Source organism: Brevibacillus borstelensis (genome assembly GCF_036700025.1).
GTDB classification, from domain to species: domain Bacteria; phylum Bacillota; class Bacilli; order Brevibacillales; family Brevibacillaceae; genus Brevibacillus; species Brevibacillus borstelensis.
Genome location: NZ_CP144922.1, coordinates 3848789 through 3864509 on the forward strand (window position 1 = coordinate 3848789; position 15721 = coordinate 3864509).

Consider the following 15721-nt stretch of genomic DNA (forward strand, 5'->3'; position numbering starts at 1 on the left):
TTATGTATCCAGTCCGGATACGAGATCGTTATATGCCAACAGTGTCAATGGATACACCGTTTTTTTCTGCTGGATCAAATGTTGAATCGTACTGCCGAGAGCTTGCGCCAAAGCTTTATCCAGATCTTGCGACGCCAAGCTGCGAATCGTTTCAACACCGGGAAAGATTCGGTTTGGTTCTATATAGTCTGCCACACAAACGATTTTTTCTAACAGCGTCATCCCGACCCGGCCCGTTGTATGGTAGCGAACGGCCTGGATGATGTCCGGGTCGGAGACATTCATCTCCGTCTGGATGACGATTGCTCCGGCAAATGAATGCCACAGCTCCTTGTCCCCGTTCAAAAGGTCGGCGGGGAGATCGTGACGAATGAGAACGTCACGCATCCTTTCAACCGGCCAGCATTTGCAGTAGTCGTGCAAAAAACCCGCCAGTTCGGCTTTATCGGGGTCTGCCCCATACTGAAGCGCCAGCTGTCTGGCAGTTTCGGCCACGCCCAGCGTATGCTGATACCGCTTCTCGTGCATTTGGGCGCGGACTTGGCTGAGAAGCGCTTCCCGATCATTCAACCAACTCATATAGTCCGTACTCCTTTATATAACGCTCGACAGCCGGGGGTACGAGGTAACGAATGCTCTTGCCCCGGGCTGCTTTTTCCCGGATCAGTGTCGAAGACAAATCCCACGCCGGCATCTCCACCAAGGTCACAAAATCCCGATATTCACTTTCTATCAGCTCGGCCCCTGGACGCGAAAGGCCGATGAACCGCACCATTTTGACCAAGTCGTCTATCCGATACCATTGCCGAAGTGTTTTTACCATATCTCCGCCAATGATAAAAGAAAACTGGCAATCCGGATACATCTCAACGAGACTTCGCATCGTGTCGTAGGTATAGGATGGACCGCCACGTTTGAGCTCTATGTCGATTGCCCGAAAGGCAGGGTGATCCGCCACAGCAAGCTCTACCATCCGCAGCCGATCGCCGGCTGGGGTCAATCCTGCCCGTTCCTTGTGCGGCGGAATATGTGCCGGCATAAACCAGACCTCATCCAGCCCCGCTTGTTCCCTTGCTTGCTCAGCGGCCAGAAGGTGACCGGCATGGATGGGATCAAATGTGCCTCCCATGATTCCGATTTGGATTTTTGACTGTCCCATCGGTTATGGCAGTTTGATTGTTTTGTTCTCCCTGGACTCCTTGTACAGCACGACCGTATGGCCAATGAGCTGCACCAGCTCCGCTTCTGCTCCCGCCGCCAGAGCTTCGGCTACTTCATGCTTGTCGTCCAGATTGTTTTGCAGAATGGCCACCTTGATGAGTTCGCGGACCTCCAGCGCCTCTTTGATTTGATTCGTCATGTTTTCATTGACGCCGCCTTTGCCCACCTGAAAAATCGGGGTAAGGTGATGGGCTTGTGCCCGTAAAAACCGTTTTTGCTTGCCGGTCAGCATGTACATATCTCCTTTTGTGTATATCTGTTGTTCTTGAAGTGCGCTTTCTTTATTTTAACTCATTTGCAGACGCACGACTGATTCTTCCATTATTTATCTGTGCAGCGTGCTTCAGGTCGCTTTGCTTAGCTGCTGCAGGACAATTTCCCGCATCGTCTCAGTTGGAGCCGCTTCTCCTGTCCATAATTCGAAAGCGAGTGCGCCCTGATTGACAAACATGCCGATACCGGAATGAACCTGAGCGCCTCGGGAGCTCGCCGCTTTTAACAGACGCGTCTCCAGAGGGTTGTAGATCAGGTCGCTTACGATCAGTCCGGCATGGAGCCATTCCTCTTGCACCGGCATCTCATCCACTTGCGGATACATGCCGATGGACGTGGTGTTGATCAGCAGGCTCGCATCCTCAATGGCTTCCTTGCCTTCGGCCGGGTCGATGACAGCCGTAGGGACAATCGTTCCTACGTGTTCCGCCAAAAGCGTCGCCCTTTCGCGGGAACGGTTGATAATCCGGATCTCCTTCACCCCTCGCTCCGCCAGCGTAAAAGCGACTGCACGGGCAGCGCCGCCAGCTCCGAGCATGGTGACTGTCTGTTGTTCCAGCGTAATCCCTGTCGTTTCCACCAGTGAGCGTACGTACCCCAGACCATCTGTGTTGTAGCCGACCAAATAGCCATCGCGGTTTACTACTGTGTTCACGGCACCAATGCGCGCTGCAAGCGGATCGATTTCATCAAGCATGGGCATGATCGCCACCTTGTGCGGGATCGTCACATTTACACCCTTTATTCCAAGTGATCGAATCCCTGCCACCGCTTCAGACAGACGCTCGGGAGCCACATCAAAAGCCATGTATACATAGTCCAATCCCGCTTCTGCAAAAGCGGCGTTGTGCATGAGCGGCGATTGCGAATGCGAGACCGGATGACCGAACAAACCAACCAGATGTGTTTTGCTTGTTATCATGAAGCCGTTCCTTCCCCTCTGCTCTCTCTATCTAGCTTATGGCAAGACAGCCAAAACGCGTCAGATCAACGCTTTTCGCATGCCTACACTGACGCCCTTCGGAGCGTGTACGACGACGGATGCCTCTTCTTTACCCTGAAGGCTCACCCAGCCCAAACCCGAAATGACCAGGTCCGTTGTGCCCGTTGGACGAATTTTAAACGAATGTTTGACAAAAGCGGGCAGCTGTTCTGCGGCTTCACGGCCTGTCGGCGGAGCGAGCATTTCCCCGTGGTGCTTCTGAAACACTTCATCGGCATTCTCCAGCTTCGTGCGGTGGATGTATATATCGTTCGTTACATACACAACAAACGGCTGTCGCGTGCCGCGTACAAAATCAATCCGGGCCAAACCGCCGAGGAAGAGGGACTGGCCATCGTTTAATTGATACACTTTTGGATTGATTCGAGAGGTCGGCGTAATTTTCCGCAAGTCTTGCGGTGTCACCATATGGCCGATCTGATCCCGGTTGATAATTCCTGGCGTATCGAAAATAGAACGGCCGTCCTCCAATGGAATCTCAATCTTGTCCAGTGTCGTCCCCGGAAACGGTGATGTCGTAATTTCCAGATCAGCCGATCCGTAATCGTGCAGAATGCGGTTGATCAACGTGGATTTGCCGACATTCGTCACACCGACGATGTAGACGTCCCGTCCCTTGCGCAGTTCCCCGATACGTCCCAAAAGCTCATCGATGTGCAATCCTTTTTGGGCACTTACCAATACGACATCGGCCGGCCTGAGTCCGCGTTCCTTGGCTTCGTGCTGCATCCAGTTGCGGACGCGATTCAAATTGATATTTTGGGGCAAAAGATCCACTTTGTTGCCCACCAGCAATATCGGGTTGTTCCCGACAAAACGAGGCAATCCCCGCAGCCAGGAGCCATGGAAATCAAAAATGTCGACAACCATGACGACGAGACTTTGCGTCGATCCGATCCCATCCAGGATTCGGAGAAAATCGTCATCTCCCATTCCTACAGGAGCTACTTCATTATAATGTTTAATCCGGAAACAGCGTTGGCAAATCACTGTCTCGCGCTTGAGCGCGGAAGCAGGAGCGTATCCCGGCCGCTTTTGATCCTCTGTCTGGATCGCGATGCCGCATCCTGCACATGTCCCCAAGCTTTGCTCCATCATGCTTTTGTCTTCCACGAAATCATTCCCTTTCTACGCATCCAATAAAGAGCCATACGCTCCATCCTGCGGTTGAACCGCGTCCAAAAACCATCCGTCTGGGCTACCGGAACGACGAGGATCGTATGAAATCCAAGCCGGTTGCCGCCCAGCACATCGGTAAACAACTGATCACCGATGACGACCGTCTCCTGAATCTTTACGTTCATCTCGGCAATCGCTTGCATAAATGCCCGGTTGGTCGGTTTGCGGGCCGCAGAGATAAATCGCACACCCAGAGGCGTGCAAAACTTGTCTACCCTCTCGCGGTTATTATTGGATACAACGGTTACCTGAATCCCTTCATCGCGCAAACGCTTCAACCATTGTTCCACTTCCGGCGTTGCATACGGCCTGTCCCACTCCACCAGAGTGTTGTCCAGATCCGTAATGACAGCCTTGATTTTCTTCTCCCGCAGTTGATCTATATCAATATGGTGGATCGACTCCACGTACTGATCTGGCATCAGCTTTTCAAGAAACACGGGGCACCTCCAAGCAGTGTGTACGAGAACCGCGATTTCGGCACCTACTATACCATAATCAGCCACTCCCTTGCAAAAGAAAAAGAAGAGGCCCGCGGCCCCTTCTCGTTTTGCTGCTGCGAATTGGTCAAACCCGGTTGTTGCGCCGTTTTTTTGCAAGAATGGTGACATCGGCCTGATTCGCCGCCAAAGCATTTCCCGTACGTGATTTTGCTGTTGCCGCCTGCGTGATTTTGACAACAATGACGGTATTCTTGCCCACTTTGTACGAGTACGTCCTGACATTGTTCCGTTGCATAGGTAAGCACCTCCTTCAGGAATAGATGTACCGGTACGAATCTACTTCCTACTCCTTACAGAGGGCCATTCGCCGCTCCCTTGACCTTGATGTGGAAAATGCTTGCATCCGCCTGGTTAATCGCTGCTGCATTTCCGAATTGGGATTTGGCTTTTGCAGCTTGCGCGATGAAAACCTTGCTTTTCCCTTTTTTCGGCCACTTTCCGAAGTTATATGCCGCTTTTGCCATGTCTCGTACCCCCTTTCAATCAAAGGATGGTACATACTATGGCGAACCTGTCTGACCCGAAGCCACGTTTCTCCCCTATCATTCGCGTATTTTGCTAGAAACTCAGGCTCTCGTTTCTCTTTGTATCAACCGCTGTACCTGCTCTTTCGGCTCCCAGCATTGAAATTGATAGGTAGGTTTGGTCTCGTAGGTGAGTCGAGAGCATCGATAGACAATGCCGCCTGCTTCCTTTTCCACGCGAAAGTGAACGCAGGTGGCGCAGCAATGAAACCGGTTTACGCCTGTCATTTTGTATTCTCCTCTCGACTGAACCTCACCATTGCATATTCCATGAAAACAGGCTGAGTTGCTCGTACCTTTCTTCATCGGGCGATGCAAAATTGGAAAAACCGACGCCGACCAGCCGGACACCCGGGCTATAATCAAAGGCATCCAGGAGTTCTTCCAACAGATCTCTCCATGCTGCACCGTACTCTTTTTTCCGCTGCTTGCTTCTGATCGTAAAATCAGCAAACTTGATTTTCAGCGTGATCGTCCGGGGGATGACACCCTCATCTTGTATATCCTGCTCAACCTCCTGCAAAAGCGAGAAGGCTACCGAGGCGATCTCGTCACGCTGGTACAAATCATAGGCGAGTGTCGTCTCCCTGCTTAAAGACTTGGGCGAGCGCTCTGTTACGATTTCCCTGTCGTCCTCTCCGCGTGCTCGAAAATACAAAGCATGACCAAGTTTCCCCAGCATATTCACAGCTTCCTCCAAGGAAAGCCGCCAAAAATCCTCAACCGTGCGAATTTCTTTTTTCGCAAGAAGCTCCTGCGTTTTTTTACCGACACCGTGCAGTGTTCCGATCGGCAAATTCCGGAGAACATCAAGCGATTGCTCGGGACGAATCACCACGAATGCATCCGGCTTCTTCAGATCACTGGCAATTTTGGCGAGTGACATATTATAGGAAAGACCGACACTGCAAGTAAGACCGGTTTCCCGGCGAATCCGCCGTTTGATCTCCTTGGCGATCGGAACGGCATTTTCATATCCGGATACGTCGAGATACGCTTCGTCGAGCCCAACTGTCTGATAGCGGTCCGTAAAGGAGGAAAAGATGGCACGAATCTCTGCCGACTTCTCCACGTACCGCTCGTAGCGGACAGGCAGAAAAATCCCCTGAGGACATTTTTTCCGCGCCAATGCGACCGGCATCGCCGAACGAACACCATATTTTCTGGCTTCATAGCTGCACGTCGAGACAACTCCCCGATTGCTCATGCCGCCTACAATAACCGGCAGGCCGCGATATTCGGGCCTGTCGAGCTGTTCTACACTGGCAAAAAACGCATCGATATCGACATGTAAAATTTTTTTCATCGATATGACCACCAAACATACATTCTCATCCCTATTATCGCCGCTTCTTTGACCGGTTGCAAGCATGCGTTCCTTCCTGCCTTGCTCCCTTAATTGTCAGCGGTTCGGTGTTAACGGGAGTAGCTTTGCTCGATCCGAGTGGCTTTTACTCTATCCGAACGGCGTTCCCTCTATCCTGGCTACTATTCGTGTTGTTCATTATCGCTGTGATCGTTTACGGGATATTGTTCACAACCTGGAGCAGTTCCGTTACTGCAGGATTTCCTTTTCTCGCATAGGCAATCATTCCGTGCTTATCAATGATGTATACAATCCGTTGTTGGAATAAAAATCCGAGAACCTTTCCTACCCCGTATGCTTTTCGTATGGCATGGTCCCCGTCGGCAATCAAGGGAAAATCGTATCCGAACTTGCCTGAAAAAGCCCGGTGGCTCGTCAGGTCGGCCGGATTGATTCCGATAACAACCGCATCAGCCGCTTCCAGATCACTGTACCGATCGCGGATCGCGCATAGCTGCTTTGTGCAGACAGGCGTGTCATCTCCCGGATAAAAAATGAGGACTATTTTTTTCTTTCCGATAAACGTTTGAAGGTCGATCCGCCCCTTTGTGCTCTCGGCAGCAAACAAAGGCGCTTTCGTTCCGACTGTCAGCATCGCGACACCCCCACTCCAGTATACCAGACAAAAAGGACCGCCCCCCATAAAATGGGAGAGCGGTCCTTTTTTACAGCGATTGCATTTTCAATTGCTTGCATTTGCCCACAAAGGCTTCCGCTATTTTCAGCATATTGTCATCATGGGCCCACATCCGCTCTGGATGCCATTGCAGCCCTACATGCAGCCCGTCGAGGCTCTCGATAGCCTCAATCACCCCGTCAGCCGCGACTCCTGTCGCCCGAAACCCGGGAGCTACGTCTTTCACCGCCTGATGGTGGGAAGTATTGACGAGAATCTCTGTTTTGCCCAGCGCCTCTGCGACGACGCCTGGTTGCAGTGTCACTTTGTGCGCTCCGTATTGGCGGGAACCTTTTTGAGCGTGCTGGAACGCGCCCGGCACCTGACTCGGAATATCCTGTATCAAAGTTCCGCCTGCGGCCACATTGAGAATCTGCATGCCGCGGCAAATACCGAGGATAGGCTTTTTCATTTCCAGCGCCAGTCTGATCACTTCCAGCTCTGCCAGGTCCCTCTCGTACTCTACCTCACCCAAACCTTGCAACGGCTCTTCCCCGTACAAATGCGGTGCCGGATCATCTCCACCCGTCAGGATCAAACCGTCCAGCGATTCAATCATGGCCCGAAAAGGAGCATCCTTCACTGTCAAGAGCGGAAAAATGTACGGAACGCCGCCAGTACGGGCTACGCCGTCCACATATCCGGAGCCGACATAGAAATACTGATCAAGGTTGTTGTTTGGAAAGAACATCTTGGTACATGCCACGCCAATAATCGGTTGCACGAAAGTCACTCCCTGCTATTTCTTTTCATTCGATGCGTATTTGAAGTCGATGAAGCCCAATGCGTCAATGACGACATCTTTTACACTGTCCTGCTTTACCCATGTGTACGTGAAGTAGTAGATCGGCAAGGCGGGCATTTCATCCATTACAATGGCATCGGCCCTCTTCAGGCTCACGTTGCGTTTGGCTTCGTCTCCTTCTGTGGCGGACTTAGCCAGCATATCAAGGAACTCCTTGTGTTCCCATTTGGACGTGTTCAGACCGCCTTTGAACACTTCCAGGAAGTTGATCGGATCGTTAAAGTCGCCAATCCAGCTCGCCCGGCCGATATCGAAGTTGCCCGCTTTCATCTGTTCACGGTGAACCTTGTTCTCTTTGTTTACCAGCTTCACTTCGATGCCGAACGCTTTTCTCCACTGATCCTGAATAACCGTCGCAATGCGTTGGTTCACTTCTGTCGTATTGTAGGCGAGGGTCAACTCAGGCAGCTCGCTGATACCGAGCTCCTTCATGCCCTGTGCCAACAGTTCTTTTGCCTTTTCAACATCGTTGTCCTTAAAGTAGCCTTCCGGTTTGAAGGCCATCGTCGGAGGCAGGATGCCCAGGGCAGGCGTGCTCTTGTACGGAACGACGCTGTCGGCAATTTCCTGGCGGTTAACGGCGTAAGCGAACGCCTGACGAATGTGCTTGTTGTTGAACGGAGGCTTCGTCGTGTTGAAGATGTACCAGTACGTTCCAGCGGTCGCCTGCGACTGCATTTTGCCGGAGTCCTTCAAGGAATCGAGCGCGTCGAGCGGCAGGTCGCCCAGCGGAGAACCCGCCCAGTCGAGCTCGCCCTTTTCAAACATCGCCAGTTCGGTATTGGCGTCCTCGATCATGTTGACGGTCAGCTTGGACAGCTTCACACGATCTTTATCCCAATAGTTTTCATTTTTTTCCAATTCGATCAAAGATTTGTGCTCCCACTTCTTGAGGACGAACGGCCCATTCCCTATGTAGGTTTCAGGTTTTGCCGCCCAATCCTTGTTGCCCTCGACAACTTTTTTGTTTACAGGAAAGTAGGTGACGGAGGCCACAAGCTGCGGGAAAAACGGAGCCGGGTTTTCCAGGGTGACTACCAATGTTTTCTCATCCGCAGCTTTGACGCCAACATCCTCCGCTTTTGCCTTTTTGGCATTGTACGCCTCGCCGTTTTTCAGGTAGTACATCTGATAGGCGTAACCGGATGCTGTCTCGGGGTTGAGAACGCGCTTCCAGGCGTACTCGAAGTCATGGGCCGTCACAGGGTCGCCGTTGGACCATTTTGAATCACGCAGATGGAAGGTGTAGGTCAGGCCATCCGGGGAAACCTCGTATTTTTCCGCGACCGATTCCTTGATCTTGCCGTCTACGTCAAGACGAAGCAAACCGTCAAAAGCGGCGCGGGTAATCGACATGGAAGGAATGTCCTCAGCCAAGCCCGGATCGATTGTATTTGGTTCTCCCGTATTCAGGTTGATCCGCATCTCCTGTGGTGCTGCTGCTTGTTCTTGTGCTGCCGGTGTCTCCGCAGGCTTTTGTTCTGCAGGCTGACTCGCTTGTCCCCCACAGCCCGCAAAGGCCAGACTGCTTAGCATCACAAAACAGAGCGACATCTTTTGAAGCGCTTTCATGGAAAACCCCCTCTTGAAACTTTTTTTCTTGATTATACGATGCATGATTAAATAATATTATCTTACGAAAATTTTGTCTACAACTATGTAAAGTGATAAAGGAGCTGGTCATGATGTTAGCGTCATTGGAAAATGCTCTCAGCACATTGCTTGAGAAGAGTGGCGGGCAGTGGGGAATCTACCTCGAAGATTTACAGACAAACGAAATCTGGGGCAAGGGTCATGATGACCGCTTTTACGCCGCCAGCGTAATCAAAGTCCCGATCATGGCCGCTGTGTTTGCTGAAGCCTACGCAGGCAAGTTTGCTCTCGAAGACAAACTGACTCTCAGACAAGAGGATCAGGTCGGCGGAGCAGGCATTCTGCAGCATATGACGCCAGGCACAAAGTGGAGCATTTACGATCTGACAACCCTGATGATCATTCAGAGTGACAACACGGCAACCAATATGCTCATCGATCTTGTCGGGGCTGAGGCGATCCGTTCTGTCATGAACAAAACAGGAATGGTCAACAGCCAGTTTCACAACAAGCTGATGATCGTCCCTGCGGAGCTGGAAGGCTACAATGAGGTGACCGCGGAAGATCTTGGCAGCCACCTTCGCCATTTGGCTACAGGAAAAATCATCTCGTACAACAGTTGCCTCCACATGATCAACATCATGAAAAGACAGCAGCATCGCGACCGCATCCCCTATCACCTGCCTGATCCGGACGGCGATGTGATCGGCATGCTGCCGAAATGGGAGCTGGCCAATAAAACAGGGACAGTCACTCGAACGACTCATGACATCGGAGTGATGTACATCGGCAACCGGGCAGTGACGATCTGCTTGTTATCCAAAAATATCGAGACCGTCGCAGCCAATGACGTGATGGCGCAAATCGGCCGGATGGTATACGATCTGTATACGAAGTAGAAAAAAGGCCTGTCCGTTGTTTTGGACGGGCCTTGCTCATACAGTCGGGTCCTGTACGTTCGGGTCCCATACCTAGGGTCCATGCATTCGGTCCCTTATGAGCTCCATTCACCCGTTTGCACTGAAGTTCGCTGCCTTCCGCTTGACGATTGCAGTGACGATCGGAAGACCCATCAACACGATCCAAAGTGAATTGACTCCTGCAGGTACAACTGCCCAGTAAAAAATAGAGACATCCGGTTTCCCTGTCAGGATGTCCATTCCTGCAGCTCCGACGAGACCGATCAGATTGCCCGCGATTCCCCACAATGCCATCCAGACGTAATGGCTAAGCGAAACTTTTCCATTCCTCAGATCAAATTCCTTATGTAAATAGGCAAAGCCCGAGAACAGCCCGATGACGCCATTGCCAATAATCCAGCTCATCCACAATTGCCCGGAGAGAACATCTGACAGGAGAGTTCCCAAGGCACCGAACAGGAAGCCTGTCAGCGGGCCAAAGCAGGCTCCTATAATCGTAAGAATGACGATGGCCGGCCGCAAACTGCTGCCTGCTATCGGAATATAGTCGGTGATATAACTGAGGAAGCCGTAAAGTACAACTCCCATTCCGATTACTCTGACTTTTTCGCCCTTTCTTGCGGCGGCAGGACAGATGTCCATCTTGGTGGCTCCTTTTTGTAGTCTCTGGACATCCTCAACATAGCATCCGAAAGCCCCGCTGTCAAAACGGAATATTCTGGATATGCTTATTCTATATAGACAAAGGAAAAGGCGTCCTTCCTTTGCAGGAAAAACGCCTTAATGGGCATCGATGCTGTCTCTATTTGGAAAGGATCAGCTTGCTTACTTCGTACGCGCTGGAGAAAGACAGCTCGGACAATTGTCCTTGGCCTTCACACCAGTCACCCGCAAAAAACAGGTTGCGGTAATCTGGCAAGCTGATTGGCAGCGCCTCCTGGTTCATCGTCCACTTGATTTCCTGGACGACGGCACGGGTGGAAACGCGGGGCACCACGAGTTCCTCCCGCCAGCCTGGGAAGTGCTTGTCGTACAGTTGTTCAATCTCTTGCTTGCGCTGCTCGACGACTTCTTTCACGCCGACTTCGGACTGACGCAGATAGGCGGTCGCCTGCAGTAGCTGTCCGCCCTCTGGGACGCAGGTCTTGTCGTAATACGAAATATCCGTAATAAAAATGTTGTTTTGCTTGTCATAAATATAGGTGTAAGGGACATCGATACGCTGCTTGAGACCGATATCATACACGACGACAACCGTCGGCTCGTATGTTGCATACTGTGCGATAGCATGCTCCAGCTTTGTATCCTTAAACACCTTTGTCATTTCTTTTGGAGGGATGCAGCTGATGAATTCATCTCCGGTAAATTCAGCTTCCGGCGTGACAGCGGCAACCACTTTGTCATTTTCGACACGGAAGGATTCGACCTTTGTTTTGGTCATGATCGTGCCGTTGTTGGCTTCGATGACACGGACAAATTCCTCGATCAACGCCTGCCACCCGCCTCCGATGTAGGCAACCGGCTTATTCGTCGTAAAGATCCGACGATAGTAGGTGAAGAACACATCAGACGGAATTTTTTCCGGCTCACGGGTAAAGAAGTTGGAGGATGCCAATGTCAGCATCATTTCCTTTACTTCCTCACTTACATTTTGCTTCTCCATCCACTTCTGGATCGACAGGTGCGGGTGACCCGTCTCCATTTTCAACATGGTTTTCAAGATTTCAAAGGTAAACAGAACTTTGTCAAATCCCTTGACCAGCTTCGTACGGAACAATCCCTGCACATTTGCGGGAACCGCTGTCAAATCGTCCCCCAAATCATAACGGGCTTTATTCGGATTGAAATCCTGCCAATCAATGTTCAAACCCAATTCTTTTTCAAACGTTTTCAAAACCGATGTGTCACGCCCGTAAATGGCATGTGCACCGAAGTTAAAGTTAAAGCCTTTGATCTTCAGCGTGACGGCACGGCCGCCCAGGGCTCCGCGCTCAAGAAGCGCTACCTTTTTGCCCTTGGAAGACAGATAGGCTGCAGCAGAAAGACCGGCGAGCCCCCCGCCAACGATGACGACGTCATAGTGGTTCGTTGTCATAACAATCTCCCTTACATACTCACGATGTATGAAACCTCAATCATCCTATAGGATAAGGGATGTACAAGGTAGAAGTCAACCATAAATGAACTGTGTCTATTGTTATACTGATGATACCATTTTTTGGCTTTTCCGTTTCCCCTCGCTCTTCCTTCTGTTTCCTGTCAACCTATCTTATTATGACCATAAAAGCATGACAATTACCCCTGCCTGCACTCATCGTTCCGTAGTGATCGACAGGGGTAAAAATTCAAGTTCTCGTCTCAGGAGCCTTGTTGTTCGTTTCTTCTCGTCATCTGCTGCCAAACTGTACCGCTCGCCGCTTCTCCGCGCTCGATGCGCTCAACAGCCATTTGAATTTGCAGACGAACCTCAAATTCCGGATCGTCCTGGGCCGCCCGCAGAGCTTCCAGCGCCGAGTCGTCGCCTACCTCGTACAGGAAACGGGCTGCACGCCAGCGTACGAGCTTGTTCGGGTCCTTCAGGGCTTCGCACATCGCTTCACTTGCTCTCGGGTCCCCCAGATCGGACAAAGTATCTCCTGCCGTCCTGCGAACAGATACAGAGGGGTCACGGAGCGCTTCGTAGAGCAAAGGAAACACCTCATCGCCTCCCACCATTCCCAGGTAGACGACTGCCAGCCGACGGATGGAGCCCTTTTCGTCATGAAGCGCCTTTCTCAGAACAGGCAAATCTTCGGCAGTCGGCTCCATGCGATCCAGCGCAGCATACCGCTTTTGCCAATCAGGATCATCGAGCATCTCCAGCGTGACGACTTTCTTGACCCGCTCGGGCTGGGGCGGGGCTTCTCCCACTCCAAGCTGCAGCGCCTGTTGAACAAGCTCTTCCACCCGTTCTGGCGGATACGCCGCATCCACCTCGCTGGCCACTTCTTCCCCGATCTCGCGCAAATCGCCGTAGCGAACGTCTTGCTCTACCCATTTGCGCTCCATGATTACATTCGGTGAAGCGGAACCCGCCTTCATGGCCGCCGCTCCGAATCGTTCGGGCAAGGCGGCGCGTATCTGCTCGGTTCCCATCGTTACTTTTACCTGCATGGGAATGCCGCGGAACATCTGGATGTACACCTGCGCTTCTCCCCACGCTTCCCCGGACTCTTCATTCGTCCAGGCTGGCATGGAGGTCTCCGCCCCCGCTCCGAAAACCTCCCGGGCATGGGTCAAAATTTGCTGCCAGTCTGCTTGCGATTTTCGTTCCAAGGCATAGAAATCAGCCGTATGAAAAATAGAGGTCACGCCTTCAATCGCCAGCAGCTGCTTCACCAATTCCGGCATTTGCGCCCCGGACTGCTTGTTGTATACCCGCTGAACGCCGTCAGGCAAGCGCTCGTCCACATTCAGCTTCATGACATTTGGACTGGGTGTCGGTTCTATCGACAACAGTTTCATGCCGAGTCACTCCTTTTGTTGCCTATTCTCTCGTACCGCTATGGTACCATGTCCGCGGCGTCCATGCCATTTTTGAAGTGCAGCGGGAACCTGTAGTAATCATTGGCCGATTTGACCCGGAATCCGCAAGACTCATAGAGAGACAGGGCATTGCTGTTTTCCGTGGCTACCTCCAGGATCATTTTGGGAAAGCCCTCGTCAGACAACAGGGCAATTGTTTTTGCCAACGCTTCTTTACCATACCCTTTTCGCTGATGATCAGGGTGAACGGCAAACCCGTAGATAAAGGCATGCTTCGGCTGACGGGAAACGCTAATCCTGCCAATCGGCTCGTTTTGGTCATGCGTGATCAAATAATTGGTCTGGGCAGGGTCTTGTCCCATATGCTCGAACATCTCTCTGGCGAGTGTCTCCTCCAACTGAAACCCTGCCATGCTAAGTTGAATCAAAATCTCCTTATCGTCTGGGGTTGAAGCCCTGAGCTGAATTCGCCCATCCTGTTTCGGCAATTCTTCGCCTGACTCCTCCCGCTCCATCCAATACTCGGAATACTCATACCGCGCAGCCACTTTCTCCATATACCCTTTTCCTGTTTTGGACCCGCGCTGGACAATAAACAACAGCTCTGGAATTTTGCGCAACCGGCATTCTTCTTCCATCAGCCACTGCAAATGCCGGAATATCCCCTTTCCCCGGTAATCGGGGTGCACCACGCCGGTTGCCTCCGCTTCTCCCTGATGGAAAACGTGCAGCCCTCCGTATCCGACGAGCTTCCCGCGGTCATAGCAAAAAAAATCGTTGGTGTCGGTACCCGGACGCTTTTCCAGCATGTCGAAATTCAGCTTCAGATTGATCTGTTCGAAGCCATTGCAGACTGCTGCCAATCCCCGGATATGGTCCAATTCCTCGGCTGTCGGTTTTGCTTTGGTGACATATGTAAAGGCTGTCATTCATACTCTCCCTTTCGTTCCTAAAAATAGTGGCGCCGCAGCTCCTGCACGACCTCCTCCAGATTGTTTCCCACCTGAGGAATGCCATAGCCGACATAGAGCGGCGAAGCGACAAAGCGCGGGACAACCTTGACGATTATCTGCCCGTCCCATTGGTAAAAAAACAAATTGTAGCTTTGGCAGATGCGGTTTACGTGATGAAGGATCCAATGTGTCAAAATTTGGATATAGTCCGCCATCCTGTTTAAGCTTCCCGACTCAGACAAAATCACATTGTATTCAAAAAATCCCGCGCGCGGCTTCGTCGAGAGATTGCACGTAACCCCCGCATCCTGATCGATGACAATCCCCTCGAAATGCTCTCCCTCCACATCTTTCAGGTAATCGTAATGTTTCAACCCGACGATTTGCATATGCGGGTGGCGGATGCTCCCCCCGGAATAAGGGCCATGGTTTTTAAAAAACAGTACAGAGCGATAGGAGCCGCTCTCCGTCATCTCCAGCCATTTTTCCACGCCAAATGCAAACAGGGCATACAGGTGGTCCTTTTCATAGACGGACAGTTCGCTGTCACATTGACTCGTCTCGATCACCAGCGTTTGAGTGGCATCCTGCAAAACCGGGTATTTGTTTTTTAGCCAGATCATTTCTCCTCTTTGCTCCAGAATACCGTCCAGCTCATCCGGAAAGCAGAAGGGACAAGCCGCCTGCCGGTTCATGATGTTCTCCGGCTTTTGTCGGCCGATGTGCATATCAAAATGCAGATGCGTCTGCGACATTTACTCGGGTCCTCCTTCAACGATTTGTCCTTCCTGAACAATTCCCTATCGAAAAAGTCCATTCCTTCTTTGCCGGACACTTGCCCTCACTCTACAAAAGTAATTAACTCACTCTACTCTATACGTATTCCAGGTGAGGACCACCGCGCATTCAACGGATAGTATGAAAAGGCAAGGACAACTGCAACTAAACGAAGAGGCCACACTCCAGAAGCGAGATCCAGCCAGACTAACCGAGACGCCCAAGCTTTCACTCACAGCACCTGCGGATACTTTCTTTATGCTCATTGATTTGCCGTAGCCGAACCAGCTTGCAATCTCATTCAGGGAGCAACCCCTTCAAAACAGAAAAAAAGAGCACTTTCCCTCAAAAATGGGTGCAGTGATCTTTTTTTATCTCATTTTAATCCGTTACACTTACGGAA

The 15721-nt window shown here is 51.4% G+C and carries 19 protein-coding genes; 1 reads left to right on the top strand and 18 read right to left on the bottom strand.

The features are described from left to right. The 13 genes from yqeK to V5G20_RS18605 all read right to left on the bottom strand — a co-directional run bounded on the left by yqeK (position 1) and on the right by V5G20_RS18605 (position 9122). Positions 1–579 carry a bis(5'-nucleosyl)-tetraphosphatase (symmetrical) YqeK gene (yqeK, locus tag V5G20_RS18545; protein WP_024984591.1) on the bottom strand — a complete coding sequence of 193 codons (579 nt, stop codon included), beginning with the start codon at positions 577–579 and terminating at the stop codon, positions 1–3. Continuing rightward, positions 563–1159: a nicotinate-nucleotide adenylyltransferase gene (locus V5G20_RS18550; RefSeq protein WP_243014389.1), complete on the bottom strand. Its 597-nt coding sequence runs from the start codon at positions 1157–1159 to the stop codon at positions 563–565. The genes yqeK and V5G20_RS18550 overlap by 17 nt, the downstream gene beginning before the upstream one ends. Positions 1160–1162: 3 nt before the next feature. Further along, complete coding sequence (yhbY, locus tag V5G20_RS18555; RefSeq protein ID WP_003390752.1) at positions 1163–1453, bottom strand: ribosome assembly RNA-binding protein YhbY; 291 nt, start codon at positions 1451–1453, stop codon at positions 1163–1165. Between the two features lie 111 nt (positions 1454–1564). After that, positions 1565–2416, bottom strand: a complete 852-nt coding sequence (locus V5G20_RS18560; protein WP_003390754.1) for a shikimate dehydrogenase — start codon at positions 2414–2416, stop codon at positions 1565–1567. Between the two features lie 60 nt (positions 2417–2476). Beyond that, the gene (gene yqeH, locus V5G20_RS18565; protein ID WP_003390756.1) at positions 2477–3595 is read right to left on the bottom strand and encodes a ribosome biogenesis GTPase YqeH; all 1119 of its coding nucleotides are present in this window, start codon (positions 3593–3595) and stop codon (positions 2477–2479) included. Continuing rightward, positions 3592–4116: a YqeG family HAD IIIA-type phosphatase gene (locus V5G20_RS18570; protein ID WP_003390758.1), complete on the bottom strand. Its 525-nt coding sequence runs from the start codon at positions 4114–4116 to the stop codon at positions 3592–3594. Before V5G20_RS18570 ends, yqeH begins: the two co-directional genes overlap by 4 nt. A 127-nt stretch (positions 4117–4243) precedes the next feature. Further along, positions 4244–4414, bottom strand: coding sequence for a hypothetical protein (locus tag V5G20_RS18575; protein ID WP_003390760.1), 171 nt, complete (start codon positions 4412–4414; stop codon positions 4244–4246). A 55-nt stretch (positions 4415–4469) separates the two neighbouring features. Then, positions 4470–4643, bottom strand: coding sequence for a hypothetical protein (locus V5G20_RS18580; RefSeq protein WP_155808003.1), 174 nt, complete (start codon positions 4641–4643; stop codon positions 4470–4472). A gap of 102 nt (positions 4644–4745) precedes the next feature. Next, positions 4746–4931 carry a hypothetical protein gene (locus V5G20_RS18585; RefSeq protein ID WP_003390762.1) on the bottom strand — a complete coding sequence of 62 codons (186 nt, stop codon included), beginning with the start codon at positions 4929–4931 and terminating at the stop codon, positions 4746–4748. 25 nt (positions 4932–4956) lie between these two features. Continuing rightward, a complete protein-coding gene (locus V5G20_RS18590; RefSeq protein WP_003390764.1) occupies positions 4957–6009 on the bottom strand; it encodes a DNA polymerase IV in 1053 nt (350 codons plus the stop codon). Between the two features lie 214 nt (positions 6010–6223). Beyond that, positions 6224–6664 carry a peroxiredoxin gene (locus V5G20_RS18595; RefSeq protein ID WP_003390766.1) on the bottom strand — a complete coding sequence of 147 codons (441 nt, stop codon included), beginning with the start codon at positions 6662–6664 and terminating at the stop codon, positions 6224–6226. Positions 6665–6734: 70 nt separating this feature from the next. Continuing rightward, positions 6735–7469 (bottom strand): gamma-glutamyl-gamma-aminobutyrate hydrolase family protein, encoded by a 735-nt coding sequence (locus tag V5G20_RS18600; protein WP_003390768.1) that lies wholly within the window; start codon positions 7467–7469, stop codon positions 6735–6737. Between the two features lie 15 nt (positions 7470–7484). Beyond that, positions 7485–9122, bottom strand: a complete 1638-nt coding sequence (locus tag V5G20_RS18605; RefSeq protein WP_003390770.1) for a peptide ABC transporter substrate-binding protein — start codon at positions 9120–9122, stop codon at positions 7485–7487. Positions 9123–9232: 110 nt separating this feature from the next. On the opposite strand from V5G20_RS18605, the gene V5G20_RS18610 reads away from it, so the two are divergent. Further along, complete coding sequence (locus tag V5G20_RS18610) at positions 9233–10042, top strand: serine hydrolase (RefSeq protein ID WP_338461741.1); 810 nt, start codon at positions 9233–9235, stop codon at positions 10040–10042. Between the two features lie 108 nt (positions 10043–10150). Here V5G20_RS18610 and V5G20_RS18615 read toward each other — a convergent pair whose 3' ends face one another. The 5 genes from V5G20_RS18615 to V5G20_RS18635 all read right to left on the bottom strand — a co-directional run bounded on the left by V5G20_RS18615 (position 10151) and on the right by V5G20_RS18635 (position 15296). Further along, entirely contained in the window at positions 10151–10705 is a 555-nt protein-coding gene (locus tag V5G20_RS18615) for an ECF transporter S component (protein ID WP_003390776.1), read from the bottom strand. Between the two features lie 160 nt (positions 10706–10865). Continuing rightward, positions 10866–12188, bottom strand: coding sequence for a phytoene desaturase family protein (locus V5G20_RS18620; protein WP_227278458.1), 1323 nt, complete (start codon positions 12186–12188; stop codon positions 10866–10868). A gap of 233 nt (positions 12189–12421) precedes the next feature. Continuing rightward, entirely contained in the window at positions 12422–13567 is a 1146-nt protein-coding gene (locus V5G20_RS18625; RefSeq protein ID WP_003390780.1) for a virulence factor, read from the bottom strand. Positions 13568–13605: 38 nt separating this feature from the next. After that, positions 13606–14517 carry a GNAT family N-acetyltransferase gene (locus V5G20_RS18630; protein WP_338461744.1) on the bottom strand — a complete coding sequence of 304 codons (912 nt, stop codon included), beginning with the start codon at positions 14515–14517 and terminating at the stop codon, positions 13606–13608. A gap of 20 nt (positions 14518–14537) precedes the next feature. Then, a complete protein-coding gene (locus V5G20_RS18635; protein WP_338461746.1) occupies positions 14538–15296 on the bottom strand; it encodes a DUF4931 domain-containing protein in 759 nt (252 codons plus the stop codon). Positions 15297–15721 lie beyond the last annotated feature (425 nt).

Bases quoted from the DNA above. Each gene is read 5' to 3' on its own strand.
- yqeK (WP_024984591.1), bottom strand. From the start codon at position 579: ATGAGTTGGTTGAATGATCGGGAAGCGCTTCTCAGCCAAGTCCGCGCC.
- V5G20_RS18550 (WP_243014389.1), bottom strand. From the start codon at position 1,159: ATGGGACAGTCAAAAATCCAAATCGGAATCATGGGAGGCACATTTGAT.
- yhbY (WP_003390752.1), bottom strand. From the start codon at position 1,453: ATGCTGACCGGCAAGCAAAAACGGTTTTTACGGGCACAAGCCCATCAC.
- V5G20_RS18560 (WP_003390754.1), bottom strand. From the start codon at position 2,416: ATGATAACAAGCAAAACACATCTGGTTGGTTTGTTCGGTCATCCGGTC.
- yqeH (WP_003390756.1), bottom strand. From the start codon at position 3,595: ATGATGGAGCAAAGCTTGGGGACATGTGCAGGATGCGGCATCGCGATC.
- V5G20_RS18575 (WP_003390760.1), bottom strand. From the start codon at position 4,414: ATGCAACGGAACAATGTCAGGACGTACTCGTACAAAGTGGGCAAGAAT.
- V5G20_RS18580 (WP_155808003.1), bottom strand. From the start codon at position 4,643: ATGGCAAAAGCGGCATATAACTTCGGAAAGTGGCCGAAAAAAGGGAAA.
- V5G20_RS18585 (WP_003390762.1), bottom strand. From the start codon at position 4,931: ATGACAGGCGTAAACCGGTTTCATTGCTGCGCCACCTGCGTTCACTTT.
- V5G20_RS18590 (WP_003390764.1), bottom strand. From the start codon at position 6,009: ATGAAAAAAATTTTACATGTCGATATCGATGCGTTTTTTGCCAGTGTA.
- V5G20_RS18595 (WP_003390766.1), bottom strand. From the start codon at position 6,664: ATGCTGACAGTCGGAACGAAAGCGCCTTTGTTTGCTGCCGAGAGCACA.
- V5G20_RS18605 (WP_003390770.1), bottom strand. From the start codon at position 9,122: ATGAAAGCGCTTCAAAAGATGTCGCTCTGTTTTGTGATGCTAAGCAGT.
- V5G20_RS18610 (WP_338461741.1), top strand. From the start codon at position 9,233: ATGATGTTAGCGTCATTGGAAAATGCTCTCAGCACATTGCTTGAGAAG.
- V5G20_RS18615 (WP_003390776.1), bottom strand. From the start codon at position 10,705: ATGGACATCTGTCCTGCCGCCGCAAGAAAGGGCGAAAAAGTCAGAGTA.
- V5G20_RS18625 (WP_003390780.1), bottom strand. From the start codon at position 13,567: ATGAAACTGTTGTCGATAGAACCGACACCCAGTCCAAATGTCATGAAG.
- V5G20_RS18630 (WP_338461744.1), bottom strand. From the start codon at position 14,517: ATGACAGCCTTTACATATGTCACCAAAGCAAAACCGACAGCCGAGGAA.
- V5G20_RS18635 (WP_338461746.1), bottom strand. From the start codon at position 15,296: ATGTCGCAGACGCATCTGCATTTTGATATGCACATCGGCCGACAAAAG.